The organism is Occultella gossypii, from assembly GCF_019947135.1.
Lineage (GTDB): Bacteria > Actinomycetota > Actinomycetes > Actinomycetales > Beutenbergiaceae > Occultella > Occultella gossypii.
Window position 1 is genome coordinate 101,133 of record NZ_JAGSHT010000010.1, and the last position, 25,520, is coordinate 126,652.

The following is a 25,520-nucleotide window of genomic DNA, read 5'->3' on the forward strand; positions in this document are numbered from 1 at the left end:
GACCCTCGGACGACCTGGCTCTCGGGCGATCTTCCCCACGTCCGCGGACGGTCCACACGATCATGATCGCGCCGCCCGCGCCGGTGGTGTGGTCCGATCGGGCATCCGGTCGGGCAGTCCTGCGATGGCCGATCACCCGACCGGGACCGGGGCGCCTGCCCGGACCGTCGTCCGCCAACCGATAGGTTGCCTGACATGAGCAGCGATAGTGCAGCCCAGGCCCCTCGACGGCCTCGCTACGACGACGACCTCCGCCTCGCACACGTGATCGCGGACCAGGTCGACGCGCAGACGACGGCCCGGTTCAAGGCGCAGGACCTGCACGTGGAGTCGAAGCCGGACACCACGCCGGTCACCGACGCGGACCGCACCGCCGAGGAGATCGTCCGGGCCCAGCTGTCCCGGACCCGCCCCCGCGACTCGGTGCTCGGCGAGGAGTTCGGGGTGACCGGCCATGGCGCCCGCCAGTGGGTGATCGACCCGATCGACGGCACCAAGAACTTCGTCCGTGGTGTGCCGGTCTGGGCCACCCTCATCGCGCTGGTGGACGAGGGCCAGCCGGTGCTCGGCGTGGTCAGCGCACCGGCGCTGAACCGGCGCTGGTGGGCGGCCAACGGATCCGGGGCGTGGACCGGCCGGTCGCTTTCCGCGGCCACGCGGATCTCGGTGTCCTCGGTGACCCGCCTCGAGGACGCATCGATGTCCTACTCGAGCCTGGCGGGCTGGGAGGAGGCCGACCTGCTGGACGAGTTCCTGTCCCTGGAGGCCAGCCTCTGGCGCAGCCGTGCCTACGGCGACTTCTGGTCCTACATGCTGGTGGCCGAGGGCGCGGTGGACATCGCGTGCGAGCCGGACCTTGAGATCTACGACATGGCGGCGCTGGTCCCGATCGTGACCGAGGCCGGCGGCCGGTTCACGTCGCTCGAGGGAGTGGACGGCCCGTTCGGAGGCAACGCCGTCGCCACCAACGGGCACCTCCACGACGGCGTGCTGGCGGGCCTGCGGCGTCACTGACCCGCACCTGCAGGGCGGTAGACCGTCAGCCCTCGACGACGGTCACGACCACCTCCTGGCTGACGCCGTTCACGGTCAGCACGACGGTCGCCGTCCCGGGCGCAACCGCGGTGACCTCACCCGTCGCCGGGTTGAGCCGGAGCACCTGCGCCGCGGGTTCCAGGTCCGTCCCGGTCCCGTCGGAGATGCTCACGCCCTCGCCGGACCAGTCCGCGCTCATCGGCCACGCCACGGGCACCTCGCGGCCCTCGTCCTGGGTGACGGTCCCGGCGACCGGGCCCACCTCCCCCACGGTCATCTGGGTCGGCATCTCGAGCGCGAGCGTGTCGACGCGGGGTCGCACCTCCGCGCGCAGCCAGGCCAGCCGGTCGGCGACCGGGTCCGGGTTCGCCCCGACCACGCCATCAGCCGGGTCGATCCCGAGCAGCGTCCACCCGGTGAACCCGCCGTCCGCCGGTGTCGAGGCCGGGGACTTGCCGGAGTTGCCGTTGATCACGTTGGACACGCCGTCGAAGCTACGGGCGTGGAACGCGCCGACGTGGGCGTTGATGACGGCGATCGACCGTCCGCTGGTCGCCCGGAACTGCGCCAGGAGCGCGTCCACGGCCGCGGCTTCGTAGCGGTCGGAGATCTGTGAGGCGTCCCCGGGCAGCGGGTCCTCGGTGGGGTGGTGGAAGAACACCACCACGCCGGTCACCGCCGGGTCTGCCGCTGCTGCGTCCAGCGCATCCTCCAGCATCCGGATCTGGTCGAGTCCACCGGCCCGCAGCGATCCGGCGGACGTGTCCAGAGTGATGATCCGGGTGCCGTCGAGGTCTGTGACCTGCTGGGCCGGACCGAACGCGGCCTCGAACTCGCCGATGGAGCCGCCCATGATCTCGTGGTTGCCGGGCACGTACAGCCAGGGGACGGCGTCGCCCACCTCCTCGGTGAGCACCCGCCGGGCGAGGTCGAAGTCGATCGGTGCCCCCTCGTCGACCAGGTCGCCGTTGATGACGAGCAGGTCCGGGTCCGCGGCCACGATCTCGGCGAGGGTGCGCCGCGCGGCGGCCACGATGTCCGATTCCGGGGCCCGGCCCACGAACTGCGCGTCGGACATCACGGCGATCTGCTGGGAGTACCCGGTCACCGTGCCGTCGGTGACGATCACCGGGTCGTGCACCGGGGCGGCCTCGGGCTGCGCCACGTCCGGGGCGACGACGGCGTTGATGTCCGAGAACGAGATGTCCCCGTGGTAGCTCACCGCGGACCGGGTCTCCATCAGCCGCACCCGCTCCAGCGTGAGTGGGAACGGCGCGCCGGCGGGCACTGTGAAGGTGACCTCCCGCCAGCCCTCCCACGTGACCAGCGGCCCGTCGAGCTGCCGGACCACGCCGTCGCCGTCGCGTACCTGCAGCCGCGGCCAGACGCCGGTGCCGTCCCCGTCGATGGCCATGGTGATGGCCTGCGGCTGGCCCTCGATCGCGATCGGGACCGGGGCCACCGCGTAGGAGCCGCGGGTCGCCGTGGAGGTGGTGAAGTCGTGCTGCAGGCGCAGCGCGTTCTGGCCGTCCGGCCCCGTGGTCGTCGTCAGCGTCCCGGAGGCGCGGGCCTGCTCGAACCGCCAGGACGCGCCGTCGGCGAGGTCGGTGACCGGCGCCGTCGTGAGGCCGACCGTGACGGGCACCTGCACGATCTTCCCGGCAACCTCGAACGTGACCAGCGCCGAGCCGGAGCCCGTGACGGCGGTGACCGTGTAGGTGTCCGGACCGCTGGCCGCCACCGTGAAGCCCTCGGTGATGCTCGCCTCGACGTCCGCGGTCTCGACCGGTGCGGAGAACCCGTCACCGTCGAGGGCATCCAGCGAGACGGTCGCGGTGTCCCCGGCGGCGTCCAGTGCGATCTGCTGGCGTGAGGCGGTGACGTGGTCGAGCGGCCCGAGCACGGTGAACTCCGCGGTGCCGGTGATCCGGGTGGCCCGGTGGGTCACGGTCACCGGCCCGGGCGTCACGCCGGTCAGCACGGCCCCGGTCCGCTGCCGCTGCGTGATGACGGCGTTCGCGTCGCGTCCGCTCGGCGCTCCCCCCGGCGAACTGACGGTGGTCACGCCGGGAGCAGGCACACCCGCGAGCTGTTCGGACAGGCCGACGCCCTCGACCGTCCGGGTCAGGCCCGGAATGATGTTGTGGGCGTCGGGATCGGCCAGCGCCGGACGCACGGCCACGTCGGTGAGCCGCTCGGAGTCGGCCGAGGAGAAGAACGCGAGGGAGTTCGCGACCACGCGCGCCGAACCGTCCGAGGGCGTGTTCACGAGCTCGACCTCGGTGCCGCCGGCGGGCCGCGCGACCATGGTGGTGGAGCCGCCGCCGTCGATGTTCACGGCGTTGTACGCGCCGAGGTCGATCATCAGCTCCGCCATCTCGATCCTGGTGAGCCCGCGCGCGGTGGCGCCCCGGCCGTCGACGGTCGCGACGATGAGCTCGCTGCCGTCCTCGGTGAGGCCGAGCACGGTGCGGGCCGCGACGGCCTCGTCCGGGAACTCGGCGAGCTCGCCGTCGAGCACGAGCGGCACGTTGCCGCCGATGCCGAGGTCGACGTCGGAACTCGGGCTGATGCTGATCTCGACGGCCTGACCGACCTCGAGGGCCCGCAGCGTCGCCGCGCCGGCGCCCCGGCCGAGCAGCACCTGGGCACCGTCGGGCACGCCGGCGCCGGTCCCGTCCGCGACCGCGGTGACCACACCGCCCTGCACGACGGCGGTGGCGACGTCGGTCTCGCCGGGCACCCCGGCCGGCCGGTCCAGTGCGGCGTCGCCCCACCGCTCGTTGTAGGCGCCGATGCCGCTCGCCGGGATCGTCGCGCGGTTCAAGCCGGCGAGATCGTGCGTCGCGTCGCCCACCGTGAGCGCGCCGGCGGCGGACAGGTACTCGATGGTGGCGACGCCGTCGGTCATCGTGAACGCCGGGTACGGCTGGGCGTAGCCGTTGATCACCTCGCCGCCGGTGATCGTGGTGAAGATCGGGACGTTCGTGTAGTTCATGTCGAAGTGGTTGCCGTTCACGGCGGCGACGGCGCCCGTACCGGCCACCTGGTCCAGCACGGTCGCGGGTGCGGTCGTGGTGCCCGAGTCGAGGACCTGCATGCTCAGGGTCGGCTCGGTGAGGTCCGCGACGAGGATGTTGCCGGTCGTCCAGCCCTGGTCCTCCAACCGCTGGAAGCTGGTCAGGTCCAGTCCGGGCGCGATCGGCCGGGTCGAGACCTCGTGCAGCACGGACCCGTCCGCATCGAGGCCGAGGCCGTTGTCGTCGCCCGGACGCACGAGTCCGTTCCCGGCCGCCGGAGCGGGGTCCGCGGTGGCGGGCGCCACGAGTCCGGTGAGGAGCAGGCCGGCGCCCGCGAGCGCGGCGATGAGTCGTCGAGTGGGTAGGGGCACGGTTCTCCTCCGGTGGCGTGATCCGTGGCGGTGGGCCGACGTCCGACCCACGTGGCACTGCCAGCACCCTACGGCGGCGAGGCGGCCCGCCGGTGAACGGCGGGTGTGCGGCGCGCTGCTCGAGGGTGACGGGTCAGGCTGCGCCCGGCCCTCCGATGACCGCGTTCAGGCCTTCCTCCGCTGCGTGGACAGTCGTATCGTGAACTGATGATCACGGGAATCCACACCCTTGTCTACAGCGATGATCCCGACGCCACCCGCGCGTTCTTCCGTGACGTCGTCGGGTGGGGCTTCCTCGAGACGTCCCCCGGCTGGCTCATCTTCGCCAGCGGCCCGAGTGAGGGTGGCGTCCATCCGCGTACCTGGCCCGGGCAGACGGAACCTTCCATCCAGCGCCATGAACTCTCGCTCATGTGCGATGACCTGGAGGTGACGATGGCCGACCTCTCGGCCCGCGGTGCGACCTTCACGGGCGACGTCGCCGAACGTTCCTACGGTCGCTGCGCGATGCTCGACGTCCCGGGCCTGGAGCCGGTGCTGCTCTACGAGCCGACGTACGTGCCCGCCTGGACGCCGCGGTCCTGACCCGCGCGGTCCGTCACGCCCGCAGCAGTTCCCGCAACTGGCCGCGTTCGGTGACGTCGTACCAGAGCAGGTCGACGTCACCGGTCCCGGCCAGAGCCGCCTCGTCGCCCGTGGCCGCCCGGGCGACCTGGTCTCGGACCTCGCTGTCGCCGGGGTCGTCCACATGGATGCTCACCACCGCGGACCACGGCACGTCGTCGACAAGCACGGCCGACGGCGGCGCCTCCTGCCCCGGTGCGCGCACCTGGGCGTCGGGAACGTCGGCGGCAATAACCACCCGCAACGGAGCGGCGCCGGTGGCGCCGATCCGCGTCACGCTCTCGTCGGCGGCGATCAGCAGGGTCGCGAACTCGCCGGTCTCGGGGTCCTCGTCGCCGATCGCGGCACGCCACGCCGCGGTGAGGGCATGCGCCCGACGCGCGCCCACGCCGTCGGGGTTGTCGAGGTCGGCCGACGTGGCAGGCAGGAAGATGCGCATGGCGTCAGTGTGTCAAAGCGGCGGCCGGGACGCGTGGACCCTGGGGACGCGCCACGCCCAGGCGTCCGACGCAGGCGCCGCGCACCCTTCGACCGTGGATCCGCCGGCTACTGTCCACGCAGCGTCCGGGCCACGCCGACCCGGTCGGCACGCAGCCCTCGGCCGCGCCCGCTCCACCAGCGACGCCCGGGCGCATGCGCCCGCTGGCCGGCCCGGTCCCGCAGTTCGCGCGACACGTCCCGGACGGTCTCCCGGGCCGCGGACCTGGGCGCCGCCTCGGCCCAGGCGGTCCCGGCGAGCAGGGCCCGGTCGCACATGGGGCGATCGTCAGGTACGAGCACCGGGTCGCTCACTCCGGCGAACCGGGCCAACGCCTCCCCGACGGAAGCGGCTGCCCGCGGGCCGGCGGCAGAGGCCCGGACGCGGTTCACCAGCACGGTACGGTGCAGCCCGGCGGGGGCGACGTCGTCGAGGTCGAGCAGGGCCTGCACGAGGCGCTCCACCCCGATCGGCTCGGCGGCGCCGACCACGACGAGCTCGTCGGCGGCCGCGAATGCGGATGCCGCCACGGCATTGCGGGCGGGGCCGAGGCCGAGCCCGGACTCGTCGTCGGGCACCAGGACCGGGGCGTCGATCACCACCCAGCGGCTCAGCCGGCGGGCCTGATCCCACAGCACGTCCAGGCTGGCACCGCTCACCTCCCGCCACCGCCCGGGCCGGGTCAGCCCGGGCAGCACGCGCAGGTCCTGGGACACCCAGGGGGTCAGCCTGGCCAGCGATGCGGCGTCGAGGGTGCCGTGATCGGCGGCCCGGACTGCGGCGGCGAGGCCTGCGAACTCGTCCAGCACGCCGAGCACCTGAGCCACGGACGCGCCCCAGATGTCGGCGTCGACGAGCAGCGTCGGCTCCCCCGCCGCGGCCAGCTCCGCTGCGAGATTGACGGCGATGGTCGTGCGCCCCGGCGAACCCGCCGGCCCCCAGACCACCACCACGCGCCCGGGATCGTGATCGCCTAGGGCTGCCCCAGCCCCGGTGAGGGCACCAGACTCGGCGAACTCCGCCGTCGGACCCTGCTCCGGTGCGTCCGTGGACGCCCCGCCAGGGTCGTCCCAGCCGGCGCCGATGACCACGTCGAAGCGCTCCGCCGTGCGGTCGGTGTCGTTGTCGATGCCGTCGGCGAGGGCGGTGACCGCGCCGAGGAGGTCTCCGTCCGGGGCAACGGCGACCGCCCCGAGCCGGGCGTGCCGGTCCACCGCGTCCGGCTCGCAGAGCACGAGGGTGCGGGTGCCCGCGGCGCGCAGCCGGCTGATGAGGGGGCGGTCCACCTCGAAGTCGGCGTCCACCACGGCCACCGAGCCCAGACCGGCCAGGGCCGCGGCCAACAGTTCGGCGGTGTCGGCACACCGGCGCACCACGGACAGTCCCGGGGCGGCCGCGATCGAGGCCACGAGCGACTGCTCGACCTCGCCGCGCAGGCAGAGCAGCACCCCGGTGCTCACGAGTCGGCCTGCCCGGGCAGCGGCACCACCGTGATCTCCGCCCCGCTGCTGAGCGCGTCCAGCACGTCCGGCAGGTCGGCCACGTCGATGAGGACCTGGACCTGGACCTGGTCGGTGCCCGCGAACAGCGACGTGTCCTCGTGGATGTCCCAGACCTCCACGCCCTCGACCAACAGCTGCGCGGGGCCGACGGGATTGGCGCCCACGCCGTCCGGGTCCGGCAGCGCCACCCACAGGTCCACCCGCGACCCCTTCTCCAGGTACGCCTCCAGGGCGGCGCTCATCGGCAGGGAGATCGGCCGGACCTCCACCTGCGACTCGGTGCCGAGAGCCGAACCCGGCACGAGTTCACCGGGCCCGACGGCGCGGATCGCCACCGCGTCGTCGGGGACCGGTTCGTCCGGGGTCAGATACAGATCGATGTCGGGGACATGCACACGCACGACCTCCAGGTCCACCGGGTCGATCCGGTCGCCCGGGCTGAGTGCGTCGGTGGTGCGGTACACCTCGACCGTGTCGGCGGCATTGGTGACGGCCCACGAACCGAGTGCCACGGACAGCGCCACCAGGAGGATCCCGATCCCCAACCGAGGGTCGCGCCAACTCGGCCGACGCAGCCGCGGCGCCGCAGGTGTACTCGGATCGGGCATCGTTGCTCCCCCCAACCCCTCGCCCTTCGAGGAGTGCACCCATGGTGCCAAGAGAACACCCGTTGCGGGAAGTTATGCACAGATTGCTCATGTTCACTCCAAGCGGGTCGTTCGCTGTCAAACTATGAGGATGGAAGCGCGATTCCTCTCTCTCGCGGACGTGACGGAGGTCCTGCAGATCACGATGTCGCAGGCGCGCGCCCTCGTGCGCAGCGGGGAGCTGAAGGCGATCCAGATCGGCGGCAAGGGCACCTGGCGCGTCGAGAACACCGAGCTCGAGGCGTACATCGCCCGGATGTACAAGCGCACCCAGGAGCGGATCGCCCATGGCGGGGACCCGATGGCGGACCTCGACGACACCGCACCGCTGACCGAGGGCTGACGCCCACGGCCCCAGGACCGCGCGCACGGGCGGGCCAGGGGTCATCGGCAGCGCCGTGCCGGAGTAGGTTCGGGCGATGAGGCTGCGCGACCTCCTCGACGCCGAGGACCTGGACCTGCGACTGCTGGTCGGGGACGACAGCGCACTCGAGGCGCCGGTCAACGTCGTCTACACGACGGACCTGATCGACCCCGGCCGATACCTGAGCGGCGGGGAGCTGGTGATATCCGGCCTGATGTGGCGGCAGGGGCCGGCCGACTCGGAGACCTTCGTCGCGACCATCCGGGCCGCTGGGGCGGTGGCGCTGGCCGCCGGCACGGCCTACTTCGGTCCGGTGCCGCAGGACGTGGTCGCCGCCTGCGCCCGCCATGGGCTGGTCCTGTTCGAGGTGCCGCCGCCGGTCTCCTTCGCCACCCTCACCGAGTACATCGTGGGCCGCGTCGGTACCGAGCGGGGCGACCAGCTCGCCGCCCGCCTGGACCGCCAGCGCCGGCTGCTGCTCGCTCTGGCGCAGGGCTACAACGTGGCCGAACTGCTCGGACAGGTGCGGGCCGAGACCGGCCTGGCCTGCCGGGTGCTGACGCCGAGCGGACGCCGGCTCGCCGGGGAGGGCGACCCGCTCTCCGACGCGACGCTCGACCACATCACCGAGGCCTACCTGCGGGCCCCGCGGCTGCCGACCGTGGTGACCGTGCCGACGGAGCCGGGCGACGCCGTCGGGCCGTGGTCGGTGTTCGCCGGCGCCGGTGCCCTCGCGGACCGGGTGACCACCACGATGGTGCTCGTCGAGGGCAACTGGGCGGACTGGCCGGAGGACCACCTGGACACGATCACCCAGCTCTGCGCCGTCGTGGCCCTGGACGAGGCACGCAGGGCGCCGGTGCGGCAGGTCGCGCACACCCTGGCCGACGGCGTCCTCGCGCTCGTGGCGCAGGGGCACGGCTCCGGCGCCGAGGCGCACGCGTTGCTGGACCAGTGCGGTGTAGACCCCCACGAGCCGTTCGTCGCGGTGGTTGCCGGGCCCGGCCCGGGCGCGCCGGCCGGTGCCACAGGCGCGATCCTGGACGACGTCGCCGCGCACCTCGGGCGCGGTGCGGTGGGTTCGGTCGGGCCCGACGGCGTGACGCTGGCGCTGGTGCCGGCGGCGCGTGTGGACGCCGCCGAGCGGGTCCGGGCCGCGGCCCTGCGGCTGACGCCGGCCATGGGGGCACGCCGCTTCTGCGTCGGCATCAGCGCGCGCACCACCGACGCGGCGATCGCCGGTGCCCTGGACGAGGCCCGGCACGCGTTCGCCCTCGCGCGGCTGCGCCCGGCACCGGTGGAGGTGGTCACCGCGGCCGAGGTGACCAGCCATGTCGGTCTGCTCGCGGCGGTGCCGGACGAGGTCCGGCGGGCGTTCTCGGCCCGGGTGCTCGGCGCCCTGGCCACCCGTCGGGCCGAGCACCAGGACGCGTCGCTGGAGGAGACCCTCGTGACGTTCCTCGAGAACGACGGATCCTGGACCCGGACCGCCCAGGCGCTCCACCTGCACGTGAACACCGTGCGGTACCGGATCGGCCGGGTCGAGGAGCTCACCGGCAGGGACCTGTCCCGGTTCGCCGACCGGGTGGACGTCTTCCTCGCGCTGGGGCTGCGGTGAGGCGTCAGTACGCCACGCGGTCGGGGCGGGCGAGCCAGTCGTCGAACGGACCAGCCGCCCCCGGGACCTTGAGCGAGACGACCTCGGTGTCCCACTCGGAGCGGTCCTTGGCGAACAGCTCGTAGAACGCGAGGTCGTCGAAGCCGCCGCGGGCCGCGTCGTAACGGTCCGCGGCATACACGACCCGGTCGACGCGCGCCCACAGGGCGGCCGACAGGCACAGCGGGCACGGTTCGCAGGAGGTGTACAGCACCGTCCCGGTCAGGCGGTAGTCCCCGAGCGCGGACGCCGCCGCACGGATCGCGCAGACCTCGGCGTGCGCCGTCGGGTCGTTGTCACGCGTGACCCGGTTGACCCCCCGCCCGAGGATCTGACCGTCGCGCACGATGAGCGCCCCGAACGGGCCGCCCCCGTCGGCGACGTTGCTGCGAGCGAGGGCGACGGCCTCGGCGAGCCAGTGCTCCTGCCTGGGGTCCGCGGTCATCATCCGCCCCTCCGCGAGTTCGATGTGGCTCATGGTCAGCTCCCTGCTCGGTCCAGGCTACGCGTGCGCGCGGCGCTGATGGGGTTGGCGTCCGCGACGAGTGACTCGAAACGGTGGTTGGCGATCTTGGCGATCTCGATGATGGCGGTGGCGTGTTCCTGGGCGTCGGAGTTCGACAGCCGCTCCCACCCCGAGGCGAGCACGCGTTCGCGGGCACCGATGTCACGCACGCAGGAGATCAGCGGGACCCCGAACCGTTCGCGATAGGTGCCCGTGAGGCGGGTGAACTCGTCCTGGGACTCCTCGTCGAGCCGGGTCAGGCCCACTTCGGACTGCTCCGCGGCCGAGTCCGCGCCGGCCTCCTCGCCGAGCCCGCCGAGGTCCGGGTAGGCCTGCATCAGCGTCCGCTGCTCGTCGACTCCGCCGGCGAACAGGGCCTCCTGCAGGGCCATCCGCAGCGTCTGGGTGTCGCCGAACGGGCGCCGGTCATAGGCACGCTCGGCCACCCAGCCCTCCCCCTGGACCAGCGCGGCGAAGGTGGCGACGAACTCCTCGCGGCTCATCGCATTGACCTGGCTGAGAGAGATCGAGTCGGCACCGGGCCGGCCCGCGACGGCCGGTCCCCGGCCCCGCCCGACGTGGTGGAACACCAGGTTCAGTCCGATCGCGGTGATGCTGCCGAGCGTGATGCCGCTGCCGAAGATGATCTCCGCCCAGGACGGCACCGCCTGGGCGACCGCCGGCTGCGCGGTCACGAGCAGGGCCAGCCCGATGCTCGTGCCGACGATGACGATGTTGCGGTGGTCGTTGAAGTCCACCCGGGAGAGGGTCTGGATGCCCACCACGGCGACGGTGGCGAACATCGCCAGTGCGGCGCCGCCGAGGACCGGGTGCGGGATGCCCGCCACCACGGCGCCGGCCTTGGGCAGCAGGCCGAGCCCGATCATGATCAGACCCGCGGCGGCAACCACGTACCGGCTCTTCACCCGGGTCAGCCGCACCAGGCCGACGTTCTCCGCGAAGCAGGTGTAGGGGAAGGAGTTGAGCACCCCACCCAGCGTGGTGGCCAGCCCGTCCGCGCGCAGCGCCCGGGCGATGTCGACCTTGCTGATGCGCTTGTCCACGATCTCCCCGGTGGCGAACACGTCACCGGTGGTCTCCACCGCGGTGATGAGCATGACGACGATCATCGAGATGATCGCCGCGGCGCTGAACTGCGGCCAGCCGAAGTAGAACGGCGTGGTCACACCGACCCACGCGGACTCGGCAACCCCGCCGAAGTGGGCGTCCCCGAACGCCCACGCGGCCAGCGTGCCGACCACCAGTCCGATGAGCACGGCCACCGTGGCCATGAAGCCCTTGAAGATCCGCTGGATCGCCACGATCAGGGCGAGGGTGCCCAGTGCGTAGGCGAGGTTCCGCGGGTTCGTGGGGTCGCCGCCGGCGCCACCGACCGCGTCCTGGGCCGCCACCGGCAGCAGCGCGATGCCGATGATCAGGATCACGGTGCCGGTCACCACCGGTGGGAAGAACCGGATAAGGCGGGCGAAGAAGGGTGCGATCAGGAACGTGAACAGCCCGGCCACGATGACCGCGCCGTAGATCACCAGCAGCCCGTCTGTGCCGCCGCCGGCGGCGAGGCCGATCGCGATCATCGGGCTCACGGCGGTGAACGTGACCCCCTGCAGCAGCGGGAGCCGGACCCCGACCTTCCAGAACCCGATCGACTGGATGATCGAAGCGATCCCACAGGTGAACAGGTCCGCGTTGATCAGGTGGATCAGTTCGCGCTCGTCGAGTCCGATGGCCCCGGCCAGCAGGATCGGGACGATGACGGCGCCGGCGTAGAACGCGAGCACGTGCTGCAGCCCGTACACGGCGAGTTTGCCCGTGGGCAGTCGCTCGTCGACCGGATGGACGGACCGGGTGCGGGTGGGGCTGGGTGTCGCAACAGACATGGGAACCTCGGGGAGTCGGGTCGATTCGTCGTCGAATCCGCGAACCAACAATCTTTCGAATCCTGGAATGTGACTTCCGCGTTGTGCGCAGGTAACCACGGTCGTTCATCACGGGTGCGCCGTGCCAGTCACCAATCCGCCAACGTTCGGCCGCCAGCCCCGAACTGCCTTGGAGGATCCTCCAAAGCGGACTCCCCGGCGCCGGCGGCGCGCCTACGGGGAGTCGACGCTCAACAGCGCCGACCACGGCACGACGAGCACCGCCGCAGCCGTGGCCAGGTCGAGGTGATCGGCGCCGACGCGCACGATCCGGCCCCGGTGCATCCCGCCGAGGGTGTGCGTGAGCACCTCGGCTCCGTCCGCTGCAAGGGCCCGCAACACGTGCCCGAGCCGTAACCCCTGCTCGACCCGCCCGGGCGCCGGTGCGACGCCGGCCAACGGCCACGCCGCGACGACGGCGTCCATCCGGATCAGTGAGCGCCGCTCGCCCTCGCCGAGCACGAACCACGTCGGTGCGGCGTCGGTCACGAGGCCGCGGCGGTCGGTGCCGTCCACGAGGCGCGCGGTCACGGAGCGGCCCTTCGCCGCGCGCACCCGGTCCCCGAACGTGGTGGTGGCCACCTCGGCCTCCACCAGGTCCGCGACCAGCTCGCCCTGCTCGGCCCGCTGTTGCGCCACGAACTGGGCCTGGAGGTCGGCGAAGAGGTCGTCCCAGTTCATGGACCCAACAGTAGGGAGGCCGCCCGCGTTGTCCACATGCCCGGCACTGCTCTGGACAACGACCGCCGAAAGGACTACACCTAACTCCATCGAAAGTCACGTACCGACACGAACTGACATGAAACGCGGTGGTCTCATGCGACGGGCTCTCCTCACCCTGGGTGTCGCCGGGATCACCGGTGGGGTCGCGGCCTGGCTCGCGACGGTGGCCCTCCCCGCGGCCGCGACCCCACGCTCGGTGGACGAGGCGATCGCGCTCGGACTGCTCTGGTGCGCGCTGGGGGTCCTGGCCTGGTACTGCGTCAGCGCGGTACTGGCGCTGGGTTGTCTGGCCGCGCGGGCCGCCGGACGCGGCTGGTCCGCGGGCGAGCGTGCGCTGCGAGCAGGCGGCGCGCCGTTCATGGCGCGGATGGCCTCCGTGGGCGTCGGCGTCGCCCTGGCCGCCGGGGCGCTGGTCGCGCCCGCGCAGGCGGAACCGATGCCCGACGGCGGAGCGTCCGTCGGCGCGGACGTCACCTGGGGAGCCGGTTCCGATCGGGCGCCCGCTCCGAGTTCCGAGGCTGATCCCGAGATCGACGCCACTCCGGAGGCCGGCACCGACCCCGAGAACGGGACCGGCGCGACCGAGGTGGTCATCGGTCCCGACCTCACCTGGGGTGCGTTCGCCGCCGACGATGCGGCGACCGGCCCGGCCGACCCGACGCCTGAGCGCACGGACTCCGAGACCACCGCGAGCCCGAGCGAGGCCGCCACCGACGACGCCTCCCCCCGGCCCGAGACCGCCCCCACGAGTGGCCCGACCACGCAGCCCGAGGCCGCCACCCCGAGTGGCCCGAGCGCCACGAACGACGCGACCACCCAACTCGACGCCACGCCCACGACCGCCACCACCAGCCAAACCGAGGCCGTCGCCCCGAGCGGGACGCCCACCCCGCGTGACGCGGCTGGCACCGCCACCGGGGCACCTCACCTGGTCGAGTCCGGCGAAACGCTCTGGTCCATCGCGGCCGCCGAACTCGCCCGTGACGCCTCGACCGTCACCGACGCCGACATCGCCGCCGCGTGGCCGCACTGGTACGCGGTGAACGCCGCAACCATCGGCCCGAACCCCGACCTCATCCAGCCCGGGCAGGAACTCGTCCCGCCCACCAACCCCTGAGGAGTCCACCATGAGCGTTCAGCCGATCGCCCGGCCGCGCACGGCACCGGAGCCGCCGGACACGGTGCCGCGGCTCCTGGTCGATCCGAACGCCCCGGACCGGCGGACCTGGGACCGGGTGCGCTTCTCCGGCCCGCCGGCGCCCGCCGAGGCACCGGCCGAGGACGTGGCCGACGACACCGGTCCACGCCTGGTCTGGTCCCGCGGGGCCGTCCCCGAGCTCCCGGACGCCGGCACCTGGAGCGCCACCCTCGTCCGGGCGTGTGTCGAGGCCCTGCTCGGATCACGCCCGGCGGCCCAGCTCTCCCGCTGGCTGGACGCGGACCTGTGGACCGCGCTGAACCGGCGCGCCAGCCTCGGCATGGAGATCGCCGGCCGACCGAGTCACCCGCCGATGGTCACGATCCGCCGGGTGCACCCGTGCGAGATCGCCGCGGGCACCTGGGAGTCGTCCGTGGTGGTGCACGACGGGAACCGGGTCAGGGCCGCCGCGATCCGGCTCGAGACCCGTCGTGGCCGGTGGCGCGCCACCGCGCTCGAGATCGGCTGACCCCGACGCAGTGCACGCTACGCCCCGGCGGGATGCCGGATGCCGACGCCGAGCGCCTCGGCGAGGCGTTCGAGTGCTGTCACGGCGCCGTGCTGCTTGATGAGGCCCTCGATCGCGTGGGCGGTTGCGACCAAGTGGTCGTCATACCACTGCACCTGCAAGATCGCGGGCAGCAACGATGCCGCCCCGACCATCCGCACGCCGACGAGGGTTCGCCCAGCCGTCCCACCCCGGTGGTCCCCGAGACCCAGCCACCGACCGACGAATGTGAAGGCTGCGTCGCTGTAGGCCACGTCGAGGCGGACGGTTTGGCCGAGGGTACGTGTGAAGAGCTTGGCCCCGAGCCGCCCGCCGACCCGCCCTCCCGAAGCGCCACCGATCGCTCCGGGAGCCCCGCCTCCGGCCATACCGCCCACCGCGCCACCGATCGCTCCGAGGTCGCCGTTCATATCGTGCAGGCGTCTCTCCAGCACCGCGAATTCGAGCAGCGGCGAGTGATGGTCCCGCTCACCGTGCAGCCGACGCATCTCGTCAGCGACGCTTCTTCGCCTGCTTCGCGGCCCGGCGCCGCTGCTCCCGGTTCGCCGCGCCCCCGCCACCGGCCGCGTTCGCACCGCCGGTCCCAGCGGCCTGCTCGGCCGGGGTCACGCCCGCCTGTGCCGCGCGCACCGTCGAGCCCATCGAGCCGTCCTCGCTCGGCGCGGAGTAGCGCAGGTTCGTGGCGCGCTGTGGCGCCCCGAGCCCGAGCGGGTCGTCCGGGTCCGCACCGGTAGCGCCGGCCGCGACGACCGGCTTCGCCGGGATCGACTTGCGGCCGGCCCGCTTGCCCGGGGTGCGGGGGCTGTTCGCGCCCGCCGGCCCGGAAGGCTTCGCGCTGGCGCCGCTCGCCGCGTCCGCGTCGCCGGCCGTGGGGCCGTCGGTGCCGCCGGCGCCCGGCTCGGCTGCCGCCTCGAGCACGGGTGTCTCGGAGCCCTCCACCACGGCCACGCCGTCGGTCTCGGCCGGCTGCTCGGGCCTGCGCACCTCGACGTTGAAGAGGAAGCCGACGGCCTCCTCCTTGATGGACTCGTTCATCGCCTGGAACAGCTGGAAGCCCTCGCGCTGGTACTCGACCAGCGGGTCACGCTGGGCCATCGCGCGCAGCCCGATGCCCTCCTTGAGGTAGTCCATCTCGTAGAGGTGCTCACGCCACTTGCGGTCGAGCACGGACAGCACCACGCGCCGCTCCAGCTGACGCATGAGGTCCGGGGTGATCTCCTGCTCCCGCTTCTCGTAGGCGAGCTTGGCGTCGGACTTCAGCTCGGCGACGAGCTGCTCGGTGGTCACCCGGGTCTCGTGACCGGCGTCGGCGATCACGTCCTCGATGGTGATCGAGACCGGGTAGACGGTCTTCAGGTCGGTCCAGAGCTGCTCGAGGTCCCACTCCTCCGGCGGGCCGGAGCTGGTCGCCTCGGTGACCACACCGGTGATCACGTCCTCGAGGAACGTCTGCACCTGGGCCTCGAGGTCCTCTCCGTCGAGCACGCGGCGGCGCTCGTCGTAGACGACCGTGCGCTGGCGGGAGAGCACGTCGTCGTACTTGAGGACGTTCTTGCGGATCTCGAAGTTGCGTGCCTCGACCTGGCCCTGTGCGCTGGCGATCCCGCGGGTGACCATCTTGGACTCGATGGGCATGTCGTCGGGGAAGCCAGAGGAGTTCATGAACCGCTCGGCGAGGGCGGCGTTGAAGAGCCGCATCAGGTCGTCACCGAGGGACAGGTAGAACCGGGACTCGCCGGGGTCGCCCTGACGGCCGGCGCGCCCACGCAGCTGGTTGTCGATCCGGCGGGACTCGTGCCGCTCGGTGCCCAGCACGTACAGGCCGCCCAGCTCCGTGACCTCGTCGTGCTCGGCGGCCACGGACTCCTTGGCCTCGTTGAGGGCTTCGGGCCAGGCCGCCTCGTACTCCTCCGGGGTCTCCTGGGGGTCCAGGCCACGCTCGCGCAGGTTCGCGATCGCGAGGTGCTCGGCGTTGCCGCCGAGCATGATGTCGGTACCACGGCCGGCCATGTTCGTGGCGACGGTGACGGCACCCTTGCGGCCGGCCATCGCGACGATCTCCGCCTCGCGTGCGTGCTGCTTCGCGTTCAGGACGTCGTGCGGGACGCCCTGCTTCTTCAGCATCTTCGAGAGCAGCTCGGACTTCTCGACGCTGGTGGTTCCGACGAGGACGGGCTGCCCGGCGGCGTGCCGCTCGACGAGGTCGGCGACGACCGCCTCGAACTTCGCCTGCTCGTTCTTGTACACGTAGTCGGACTGGTCGATCCGCGCCATCGGCCGGTTCGGCGGGATCGGCACCACGCCGATCGTGTAGGTGTTCTGGAACTCCGCGGCCTCGGTCATCGCGGTACCGGTCATCCCGGCGAGCTTGTCGTAGAGCCGGAAGTAGTTCTGCAGGGTGATGGTGGCCAGAGTCTGGTTCTCGGCCTTGATGGCCACCCCCTCCTTGGCCTCGATCGCCTGGTGCATGCCCTCGTTGTAGCGACGCCCGGGCAGCATCCGCCCGGTGTGCTGGTCGACGATGAGGACCTCACCCTTCATGACCACGTAGTCCTTGTCCCGCGTGAACAGCTCCTTCGCCTTGATCGCGTTGTTCAGGAACCCGATCAGCGGGGTGTTCAGGGACTCGTAGAGGTTGTCGATGCCGAGGTAGTCCTCGACCTTCTCGATGCCCGGCTCGAGCACGCCGACGTTCTTCTTCTTCTCGTCGACCTCGTAGTCGCTCTCGCGGCGCAGCCGCTTGGCGACGCGGGCGAACTCGGCGTACCACTTGTTCACGTCACCCGAGGCCGGCCCGGAGATGATCAGCGGGGTCCGGGCCTCGTCGATGAGGATCGAGTCGACCTCGTCGACGATGGCCATGTTGTGGCCGCGCTGGACGAGCTCGGCGGAGGACCAGGCCATGTTGTCGCGCAGGTAGTCGAACCCGAACTCGTTGTTCGTGCCGTAGGTGATGTCCGCGGCGTACATCCGGCGGCGCTCGTCGGGCTTCTGCCCGGACAGGATCACGCCGGTGGTCAGGCCGAGGAACCGGAACACCCGGCCCATCAGATCGCTCTGGTAGCTGGCCAGGTAGTCGTTCACCGTGACCACGTGCACGCCCTTGCCGGACAGCGCGTTCAGATAGGCCGGCAGGGTGGCGACCAGGGTCTTGCCCTCACCGGTCTTCATCTCGGCGATGTTGCCGTGGTGCAGCGCCGCACCACCCATGATCTGCACGTCGAAGTGCCGCTGGCCGAGGGTGCGCTTGGCAGCCTCGCGGACCGCGGCGAACGCCTCGGGCAGCAGGTCCTCGAGGGACTCCCCGTCGGCGACCCGCTTCTTGAAGACGTCCGTCTCCTCACGCAACTCCGCGTCCGTGAGGTCGCTCATGGAGTCCTCGAGAGCGTTGACCTGATCCTTCTCCGCGTTGAGCTGCTTGAGGATCTTGCCCTCGCCCATGCGCAGGATCTTGTCGAGGATCGAAGGCACTGACACTCCCGGTGGATCGGATCATCCGGTGTCGTTCGACACCGGTGCACCGTCCATCGTATGCGAGAGCTCCGACGGCGGTACCGGTCCGGACCGCCGATCACGGCACAGGTTCGCTCTCAGCGCACCCCGGGCAGGGCGCGCGCCACGTCGCCGATGAGGTCTCCGGCGGCGTCGGCGTCGACCGTGACGTCCGGCAGGTCGAGCCAGTCCGCCATGACGCGCAGTTCCTGCGCAAGCTCATGCCCGACGGCGGTGGGAGCCTCGGGCTGGGCGAACGCGCTGCGTAGCCGCAGCACTCCGGCGGCCCGGTCGGCCTTGAGGTCGACGCGCGCCACGAGCTCGTCGCCGAGCAGGAACGGGAGCACGTAGTAGCCGAACTGGCGCTGGGCCGCCGGCGTGTAGATCTCGATCCGGTAGTGCATCCCGAACAGCTCCAGGGTGCGCTCCCGTTCGAACACGAGCGGGTCGAACGGGGCGAGCAGGGCACGGGCGTTCGTGGCGCGCGGCCGGCGGGCCTCCGGGTGCAGGTAGGCCGGGCGGCGCCACCCGGCCACCGCCACCTCCTCCAGGTCCCCCGCGCCAACGAGCTGGGCGACGGCGGCCGACGTCTGCGCGATGGAAAGCCGGAAGTAGTCCGCGAGACCCCGGACGGTTGCCACCCCGTGGGCGCGGGCGGAGATGTCCACGAGCGCGCGGACGGCCTCGTCCTGCGGCAGGACGTCCTCGGCGAGGACCTCCGCCGGCAGCACCCGCTCGGGGAGGTCGTAGGCCCGCTCGAAGGAGGCGTTCCGGTACGCGGAGGCCACCCGCCCGACGGCGAGCATCGCCTCCAGGGAGTGCTTGGCGGCGGTCCAGTTCCAACCCCAGTTCACCTTCTCCGGGCGCTCGTGCCCGAGCAGGTCGTGCACCTGCGCCGCCGTGACAGGTCCGTGCTCGGCGACGATGTCCAGCACGGCTGCCACGGTTTCCGGGTCCTTCGCGGCCACGCCGTCGTACCAGCGGAGCGCCCGCGGTCCCTCCATCCGCCACCGCAGCAGCTGGAACGTGCGCGGGGGTACGAACGCGGCCTCGTGGGCGCGGTACTCGACGAGCCGCCGTGGCCGGGCCGGGGTCCCCGTGGTGGCCCGCTCCAGCAGGGCGACGTCGTAGGGGCCGAGCCGCGCGACCACGGGCAGCAGATGTGCCCGGGCGAGCACGTTCACCGAGTCGATCTGCAACAGTCCGACCCGGTCGATCATCCGCTGCAGGTGCGCCATCGTGACGACGGGCGGGCGGGTCTGTGCGGGTTCCCCTGCGAGTCCCTGCGCGGCGACGGCGATCCGGCGGGCCTGGGCGAGCGTGAGCGTGCGAGGCATGCGTCAGACCCTAGGGCCCGACACCGACACTCCCCCGGCCCACCCACACTCCCCGACCTACCTCGAACGCCCATCCGGGCGGGCCCGAGGGTGTCCTCGGACCCGCCACGGTCGGGCGTCGGTGCCGCCGCTGATGTCCGGCGGTCGTCGTTGTCGTCAGGCGGTCGCGTGCATCAGGGCCTCGGCCTCGTAGTTCAGGCGGATCACGCCATAGGTCCAGCCGCGCCGGTTGTACACGACGCAGGGCTGCTTGGTCTCGGCGTCCACGAAGAGGTAGAACGGGTGCCCGACGAGTTCCATCTCGGCGAGGGCCTGGTCCACCGTCATCGGATCGGTGTCGTGCACCTTCTGCCGGATCACAACCGGGGAGTCCCCGAGCTGTGCCTCCACGGCCACACCGGTCTCGGTGGGCGGCGTCGGGGTCATCGAGATCTCGTCGTCCTCGACCGGTTCGGGAGCGAGCTCGACCGGCTCCGGCACCGGCGGCGCCTCGGCGCGGCCGTGGTGGGACTTGCGCCGGTCCCTGGCCCGGCGGAGTCGCTCGAAGAGCTTGCCGGCCGCGAGATCAAGCGCGGCGTACCGGTCCGGCGCGCTCGCCTCGGCGCGGACCACGGGGCCCTTCGCGCGGACGGTCAGTTCGACCCGCTCGGACCGGTCGGCCAGACGGGGGTTGTTCTCGTGCGTCACCTCGACGTCGACCCTCTGCGCGTAGGGCGAGAACTGCCCCACCTTCGAGAGCTTGTCCTCCACGTGCTGCCTGAATCGTTCGGGCACCTCGGTGTGGCGGCTGACTACAACGATCTCCATGACGTCCTCCGGTTCGAGAGAGTGCGGCCGAGACCTCTTTCCTGGGGGTCCCCGGCCAGGGCTTGAGCGCTCACCCGGCCTTTCTCAGCGGTCGGGGCGCAGTCTGCAGGCGGGCCTCACCTCCCCCTCACGCCGGTCCGCGAACACAGAAGGCGAGGGTTGCGCTGTGCGCCCCTCGCCTGTGTTGTGCTCCATGACCTGACGCTAGTCCACTCCTCGCGGATCCGATAGGCGAAAGGTCATGGGTCGGCGCGCCACGTCGTGCTACCCGGCCGCGGGGTCGCCAGCAGGGCGAACGCGCACAGCACCTGCCCACCGGCCGCGGTCAGTGCATCCCGTGCCGCGGCCAGAGTGGCGCCGGTGGTGACCACGTCGTCGACGAGCACGCAGGACGCCTCGGGCGGCAGGTCCGCGACCAGACGCACCGCCGCTCGGCCGGACCGTCCGCGGGCCGCCGCGCCGAGCCGGTGGGAGCTGCCGCCACGCCGGCGCAGCACATCCACCACCCACACCGGGCGGCCCCGGCCCTGCCGCGCGAGGCCCGAGCTCAGCCCGGCGGCGACGGCGTCCGCCAGGTCCCCCACCACGAACCGGCGGGCCAGGCGCCGCCGCCAGCCCGACGGGGCGGGGACGAGCAGGATCGGCCCCGTCCCGGGCGCCTCGATCAGGTGCTCGGCGAGCCCGCGGCCGGCCGCGGTCCCGACGCCGGCGATTTCGGCGGCCAGATCGGGGCGCACACCGGTCTTCCAGGCGAGCACGACGCGTCGGGACCCGGACGCGTACGGCGCGACGGCCCAGGTCGGCAGCCCCAGTTCCGCCGGCACGATCCCGCCCGCGTCCCGGGCCGCGAGGAACACGGTGTCATCCTCGCAGCGCCGCGGCGGCGCGGTCAGCACGTCGCGGCAGTCCGCACACAGGTGCGCCCCGTGCGCGCCGCAGCCCGGACACTCGACCGGCAGCACGAGGTCGAGCACGTCGGCCAGCACCGTGCGCACCACCCGCGCCCACGCCCGCGAGAACACCTACCCAGCAGAACGCACGCACCCGGGGCGACCTCCGCCGTCGGGCGCTGCCTGTGGACAAGGGGGCATCGGCGCGTGGACGGCGCAGGGACACAGCCGCGACGGCCTCAGCCGGGGAAGGTCGGGTCCCGCACCGGATCCAGGCCGGACACCGGCCGCCACCCGTTCCCCGAGCGGGCGTATAGATGCCCGTCGGAGGTGACCAGGTAGAGCTCACGCTCGCCCCGGGCGGCCGCGATCGAGGCGGAGTCGACCACGGTGGGCAGGGACCTCGTCGGCTGACCGCCGACGGTCACCAGGTGCACGCTGATGGACCCACCGCTCGCGCCGAGCACCGCGAGGGTGGACTCATCGACCCAGACCACCTGGGTGGCCGACGTCATCGACGGTGCGAGGCTCAGCGGCGGACCGAGCCGGATCGGCACCCCGTCGGCGTCCCGGGTGATGGCGACCACCTCCACGCGCATCGCGCCACCGCCGGTGTACACGACGGCCATCCGGGTGCCGTCCCGGCTGACCCGGATCGAGGCGACCTGGGCCCCGGCGAGCGCCGGTGCCTCCAGCGTGGCCGTGGACCCGTCCGTCCGGGCCAGGAGCAACCGCCCGGCGTTGGTGCGTTCCCCGGTCCAGACCCACCCGAACCGGTCGAAGGAGGGATCGAGCAGCGCGGCGCCCTCGAGCAGCGTCACCGAGGCGGTCTCCGGGGTCGGCACCGTGATCAGGAACCGGTCGTCCGCGAGCGCGACGGCGAAGTCGTCGCCGTGGGGCAGCGCCGGGTCGGACGCGTCGATGCCGGTCAACGGGGCCGTGTTCGGCGCGGGCGAGAGCATGGTCCCGTTGAACCGCACCAGGGCGTCGCCGGAGAGCATGGTCGGCGACGTGCCGACCCCGGGGTTCAGGGTGAGATCGAGGTCGACGTCCGAGATGTTGAACGGCCTCGAGTCGACGAGGATCTCCACGTCCTGGACCTGGGGCAGCGCGGTGAGGGTGGCCTGGATCTGCGCCTGGAGGCGGGCGCGGTCGGTCGCCCCGGCGGCGGAGATCTCCTCGGTCACGTCCACTGTCGCGGTCCCCGCGGAGACGGGCACGGTGTCCAGGGTGAGCGAGGTGCCGCTCGGGATCGCGCTGATCACCCCGGTGCTCAGCCACTCGACGGGCCCGCCGAGGAGGCCGTTCATGGCGTAGGTGGCGGTGTTGCGGGCCGGGTAGAACCGCATGTCCGGTACCAGCATGGTGGCGTCCGGGGACAGGAAGTACAGCGGGGTACCGCGGTACTGCGAGCCGAAGTTGACGTCGGAGATGAGGACGCCGTCGGGCAGGCTCTCGATGCGCCACTGCGCGTCGGCGTCCTGCGTCAGCCGGAACTCCTGGGTGGTCTCGGTGCCCGGCCGGGCCTCGGTGCGCACCCCGTTCGGGTCGACCGTGCCCGCGACCGTGACCCGCACCTCCACGACGCCGTCGTCGCCCTCGACGACCTCGAGGGCGGCGCTGCCGGAGTAGATGACGACGCCGCCGGCCGGGTCCCACTGGTCGCTGCCCTCGGTCGTGAGGAACTTGCGGGCGACCGCGAAGTTGTCGTTCAGCCCGCCGGCGCTCCCGGCCAGGAACCCCCGCACGATCTCGCTCGGGGACGCGTCCGGTCTCGGGTCCTCGGCGGAGAGCACAATGCCGCTGGTGTCCGGTGCCGCCTCCACCCCGCGTTGCACCGCGCCGTCCGTCGGCAGGCTCGCGCAGCCCGCGATCGCGGCGAGCGCGAGGATGACGACGGCGGCCCGCGCCTTCCGGGTCATGGTTGCGTTCGCGGTCATCCGTTGACCTCCTCGTGGCTGGTGGGCGATTCCGGGTGCAGGTCGGGCAGCGCGGCCGGGTTCGCGGCGGAGGTGTCGTCGGGCGGCTCCAGGTTCGGGTCGGACCGCACCGGACGCAGCGCGAGCGGGTGCGTGGTGATCGACTGGCCGGCCCGGCGGGGCAGGGAGAGCCGGAACGCGGCCCCCTCGCCCGGGCTCCCCCAGGCCTCCAGGTCGCCGCCGTGCAGCCGGGCGTCCTCGAGGGAGATCGCCAGGCCGAGGCCGGTGCCGCCGAGAGTGCGTGCCCGGGCCGGGTCGGCGCGCCAGAACCGGTCGAACACGTGCTCGGCCTCCATCGCGGTCATCCCGATGCCGTGGTCGCGGACCACCACGTCCACGACGCGGGCGTCCACGCCGACGAGGACGTCGATCGGCCCTCCCTCGCCGTGCTCGATGGCGTTGACGATCAGGTTGCGGAGCACCCGCTCGACGCGCCGCTGATCGATGTCCGCGGTGCAGGAGCTCGAGGCCAGGTGCATGACGAGCTCGGAGCCGCGGTTCGCCGCGAGTGGCGCGGTCAGGTCCACGACCCGGCGGACCACCTCGCGCACGTCCGCCTCCTCGGCCTCGAGGGTCGCGGCGCCGGCGTCGAACCGCGAGATCTCCAGGAGGTCGGCGAGGAGTGCCTCGAACCGGTCCAGCTGGGTCTGCAACAGTTCGGCCGATCGGGCCTGCACCGGGGTGAACTCGTCGCGGGCGTGGTAGAGGACCTCGGAGGCCATCCGCACGGTGGTCAGCGGCGTGCGCAGTTCGTGCGAGACGTCGGAGACGAAGCGCTGCTGCATCAGGGACAGGTTCGCGAGCCGCTCGATCTGGTGCTGCAGGCTCTCGGCCATCTCGTTGAAGGAGCGCCCGAGCAGCGCGAGCTCGTCGTCGCCGCGCACCTGCATGCGTTCGGTGAGGTGACCGTGGGCGAGTCGCTCCGCCGTCCGGGCCGCCTGCTGGACCGGGTCGAGGACCTGCCGGGTCAGGTACCAGGCCATCGCGAGCAACAGCACCAGCAGACTCACCGCACCGACGGTGAGGACCCCCTGCAGCAGGTCCAGGTTCTGCTGCTCCGCGCCGAGGCTGTAGATGAGGTACAGCTCGTACTCACCGGCCAGCGGAAGGGTGACCGCCGAGCCGACCGCGATCCCGGGGGTGACGCCGCCGTCGGAGCGCGGGATCGCGACCGACTGCCAGGCCTGGAAGTGGTCGGCCTGGACGCGCTCGCGCAGTTCCGGGGAGATCAGGGGCCGCAGCGAGTCGTTCGTGGACGGGTCAAGGATGAGCGCCGGAGTGTTCGGGGAGCGCATCAGGAACACACCGGAGCTGCCCGCCGAGGTCTCCTGCAGTCCCGCCACCATGTCGGTCGCGAGCTGCTGGACCTCCTGGGTGGAGGAGACCGTCGAGGCGTCGAACTGCTGCTGGGCCAGGTCCGCCCGGGTCGCGGCGTCGGCGAGGACCTGGTCGCGGCGGTCGTCGAAGAGCCCGTCGCGGATCTGCGCGGACAGCAGCAGACCGAGCAGCGCCAGTGCGATCACGCCGACGGCGACCGTGGTGCTGGCCACGCGCAGGCGCAGCGAGCGCCGCCAGGCCAGGAGCGCGAGCCGGGCCCGGACCCGGAGCAGCCGGCGCCAACGCTCGGCGCGCCGCCGCACTCCCGCGAAGGCGTCGGCGCGCGGGGGCGGGTCCGCCCCACCCGCCGCGTCGGTCATCGCACGGGGGTGCCGGCCCGGTATCCGACGCCACGCACGGTCACCACGACCTCCGGGTTCTCCGGGTCCTTCTCCACCTTCGCGCGCAGCCGCTGGACGTGCACGTTGACGAGCCGGGTGTCCGCCTGGTGCCGGTAGCCCCAGACCTGCTCGAGGAGTACCTCGCGGGAGAACACCTGCCAGGGCTTGCGCGCCAACGCCACGATCAGGTCGAACTCGAGCGGGGTGAGGTTGATGGCCTCGCTGTCACGCGTGACCCGGTGCCCGGGGACGTCGATGGCCAGGTCCGCGATCAGCAGCTGCTCGGTGCCCTGGGTCTCGCCGTGGCGTAGCCGCGCGCGGATCCGGGCGACGAGCTCGGTGGGCTTGAACGGCTTCGCGATGTAGTCGTCGGCGCCGGCCTCCAAGCCCTTGACCACATCGGTGGTGTCGCTCTTGGCGGTCAGCATCACGATCGGCACACCGGACTCGGCGCGGATCCGCCGGCAGATCTCGATGCCGTCCATGCCGGGCAGCATCAGGTCCAGCAGCACCAGATCCGGCTCCACGGTCCGGAACGCATCCACCGCCTTCGCGCCGTCGGCGCAGAAGGAGGCCTCGAAGTTCTCCGACTGCAGGACGATCCCGATCATCTCCGAGAGGGCGGCGTCATCATCGACCACGAGCACACGTGCATTCATGCGCCCTATCGTGACACCTTCGCGCGAGGAGGGGGCGCGACCACGCTCATGCAAAGATGAACGCGGCGC

At 72.4% G+C, this 25,520-nt stretch carries 21 protein-coding genes; 6 read left to right on the plus strand and 15 right to left on the minus strand.

From position 1 onward, the window contains the following. Positions 1–195 precede the first annotated feature (195 nt). A complete protein-coding gene (hisN, locus tag KCQ71_RS09455) occupies positions 196–1,014 on the plus strand; it encodes a histidinol-phosphatase (protein WP_223405174.1) in 819 nt (272 codons plus the stop codon). A gap of 25 nt (positions 1,015–1,039) precedes the next feature. Here hisN and KCQ71_RS09460 read toward each other — a convergent pair whose 3' ends face one another. Next, entirely contained in the window at positions 1,040–4,426 is a 3,387-nt protein-coding gene (locus KCQ71_RS09460; RefSeq protein ID WP_223405176.1) for a phosphodiester glycosidase family protein, read from the minus strand. 207 nt (positions 4,427–4,633) lie between these two features. Between KCQ71_RS09460 and KCQ71_RS09465 the strand changes: the two genes are divergently transcribed. Next, positions 4,634–5,011: a VOC family protein gene (locus KCQ71_RS09465; protein ID WP_223405177.1), complete on the plus strand. Its 378-nt coding sequence runs from the start codon at positions 4,634–4,636 to the stop codon at positions 5,009–5,011. A 13-nt stretch (positions 5,012–5,024) separates the two neighbouring features. On the opposite strand, the gene KCQ71_RS09470 is transcribed toward KCQ71_RS09465, so the two are convergent. The 3 genes from KCQ71_RS09470 to KCQ71_RS09480 all read right to left on the minus strand — a co-directional run bounded on the left by KCQ71_RS09470 (position 5,025) and on the right by KCQ71_RS09480 (position 7,638). Continuing rightward, on the minus strand, positions 5,025–5,489 hold the full coding sequence (locus KCQ71_RS09470; RefSeq protein WP_223405179.1) for a DUF6912 family protein: 465 nt from the start codon (positions 5,487–5,489) through the stop codon (positions 5,025–5,027). 107 nt (positions 5,490–5,596) lie between these two features. Continuing rightward, on the minus strand, positions 5,597–6,988 hold the full coding sequence (locus KCQ71_RS09475; protein ID WP_223405181.1) for a CpaE/TadZ family protein: 1,392 nt from the start codon (positions 6,986–6,988) through the stop codon (positions 5,597–5,599). Continuing rightward, positions 6,985–7,638: a CpaB family protein gene (locus KCQ71_RS09480; RefSeq protein ID WP_223405183.1), complete on the minus strand. Its 654-nt coding sequence runs from the start codon at positions 7,636–7,638 to the stop codon at positions 6,985–6,987. Before KCQ71_RS09480 ends, KCQ71_RS09475 begins: the two co-directional genes overlap by 4 nt. A 130-nt stretch (positions 7,639–7,768) precedes the next feature. Between KCQ71_RS09480 and KCQ71_RS09485 the strand changes: the two genes are divergently transcribed. Together KCQ71_RS09485 and KCQ71_RS09490 are read left to right on the plus strand one after the other, a co-directional pair. Continuing rightward, positions 7,769–8,020 carry a helix-turn-helix domain-containing protein gene (locus tag KCQ71_RS09485; RefSeq protein ID WP_223405184.1) on the plus strand — a complete coding sequence of 84 codons (252 nt, stop codon included), beginning with the start codon at positions 7,769–7,771 and terminating at the stop codon, positions 8,018–8,020. A gap of 76 nt (positions 8,021–8,096) precedes the next feature. Further along, a complete protein-coding gene (locus tag KCQ71_RS09490; RefSeq protein WP_223405186.1) occupies positions 8,097–9,659 on the plus strand; it encodes a helix-turn-helix domain-containing protein in 1,563 nt (520 codons plus the stop codon). A gap of 4 nt (positions 9,660–9,663) precedes the next feature. Here KCQ71_RS09490 and KCQ71_RS09495 read toward each other — a convergent pair whose 3' ends face one another. From KCQ71_RS09495 to KCQ71_RS09505, 3 genes are all read right to left on the minus strand, one after another. Further along, complete coding sequence (locus KCQ71_RS09495; protein WP_223405188.1) at positions 9,664–10,176, minus strand: nucleoside deaminase; 513 nt, start codon at positions 10,174–10,176, stop codon at positions 9,664–9,666. A gap of 2 nt (positions 10,177–10,178) precedes the next feature. After that, on the minus strand, positions 10,179–12,101 hold the full coding sequence (gene uraD, locus KCQ71_RS09500) for a 2-oxo-4-hydroxy-4-carboxy-5-ureidoimidazoline decarboxylase (protein WP_223405189.1): 1,923 nt from the start codon (positions 12,099–12,101) through the stop codon (positions 10,179–10,181). A gap of 213 nt (positions 12,102–12,314) precedes the next feature. Then, a complete protein-coding gene (locus KCQ71_RS09505; RefSeq protein ID WP_223405191.1) occupies positions 12,315–12,821 on the minus strand; it encodes a hypothetical protein in 507 nt (168 codons plus the stop codon). A 136-nt stretch (positions 12,822–12,957) separates the two neighbouring features. Between KCQ71_RS09505 and KCQ71_RS09510 the strand changes: the two genes are divergently transcribed. After that, positions 12,958–13,980: a LysM peptidoglycan-binding domain-containing protein gene (locus KCQ71_RS09510; protein WP_223405192.1), complete on the plus strand. Its 1,023-nt coding sequence runs from the start codon at positions 12,958–12,960 to the stop codon at positions 13,978–13,980. A 10-nt stretch (positions 13,981–13,990) separates the two neighbouring features. Continuing rightward, the gene (locus KCQ71_RS09515) at positions 13,991–14,530 is read left to right on the plus strand and encodes an Rv3235 family protein (protein WP_223405194.1); all 540 of its coding nucleotides are present in this window, start codon (positions 13,991–13,993) and stop codon (positions 14,528–14,530) included. Between the two features lie 17 nt (positions 14,531–14,547). Here KCQ71_RS09515 and KCQ71_RS09520 read toward each other — a convergent pair whose 3' ends face one another. The 8 genes from KCQ71_RS09520 to mtrA form a co-directional block, all read right to left on the minus strand. Beyond that, positions 14,548–15,057 (minus strand): hypothetical protein, encoded by a 510-nt coding sequence (locus KCQ71_RS09520; RefSeq protein ID WP_223405195.1) that lies wholly within the window; start codon positions 15,055–15,057, stop codon positions 14,548–14,550. A gap of 4 nt (positions 15,058–15,061) precedes the next feature. Continuing rightward, on the minus strand, positions 15,062–18,040 hold the full coding sequence (gene secA, locus KCQ71_RS09525; RefSeq protein ID WP_223405197.1) for a preprotein translocase subunit SecA: 2,979 nt from the start codon (positions 18,038–18,040) through the stop codon (positions 15,062–15,064). 119 nt (positions 18,041–18,159) lie between these two features. Beyond that, positions 18,160–19,398, minus strand: coding sequence for a winged helix-turn-helix domain-containing protein (locus KCQ71_RS09530; RefSeq protein WP_223405199.1), 1,239 nt, complete (start codon positions 19,396–19,398; stop codon positions 18,160–18,162). Between the two features lie 156 nt (positions 19,399–19,554). Beyond that, complete coding sequence (gene hpf, locus KCQ71_RS09535; RefSeq protein WP_223405201.1) at positions 19,555–20,205, minus strand: ribosome hibernation-promoting factor, HPF/YfiA family; 651 nt, start codon at positions 20,203–20,205, stop codon at positions 19,555–19,557. Between the two features lie 239 nt (positions 20,206–20,444). After that, positions 20,445–21,227, minus strand: a complete 783-nt coding sequence (locus KCQ71_RS09540) for a ComF family protein (protein WP_223405203.1) — start codon at positions 21,225–21,227, stop codon at positions 20,445–20,447. A 107-nt stretch (positions 21,228–21,334) separates the two neighbouring features. Continuing rightward, positions 21,335–23,035, minus strand: coding sequence for an LpqB family beta-propeller domain-containing protein (locus KCQ71_RS09545; RefSeq protein WP_223405205.1), 1,701 nt, complete (start codon positions 23,033–23,035; stop codon positions 21,335–21,337). Further along, positions 23,032–24,771 carry an MtrAB system histidine kinase MtrB gene (mtrB, locus tag KCQ71_RS09550; protein ID WP_223405207.1) on the minus strand — a complete coding sequence of 580 codons (1,740 nt, stop codon included), beginning with the start codon at positions 24,769–24,771 and terminating at the stop codon, positions 23,032–23,034. Before mtrB ends, KCQ71_RS09545 begins: the two co-directional genes overlap by 4 nt. Beyond that, positions 24,768–25,451, minus strand: a complete 684-nt coding sequence (mtrA, locus tag KCQ71_RS09555) for an MtrAB system response regulator MtrA (protein WP_223405208.1) — start codon at positions 25,449–25,451, stop codon at positions 24,768–24,770. Before mtrA ends, mtrB begins: the two co-directional genes overlap by 4 nt. Positions 25,452–25,520: the final 69 nt, after the last annotated feature.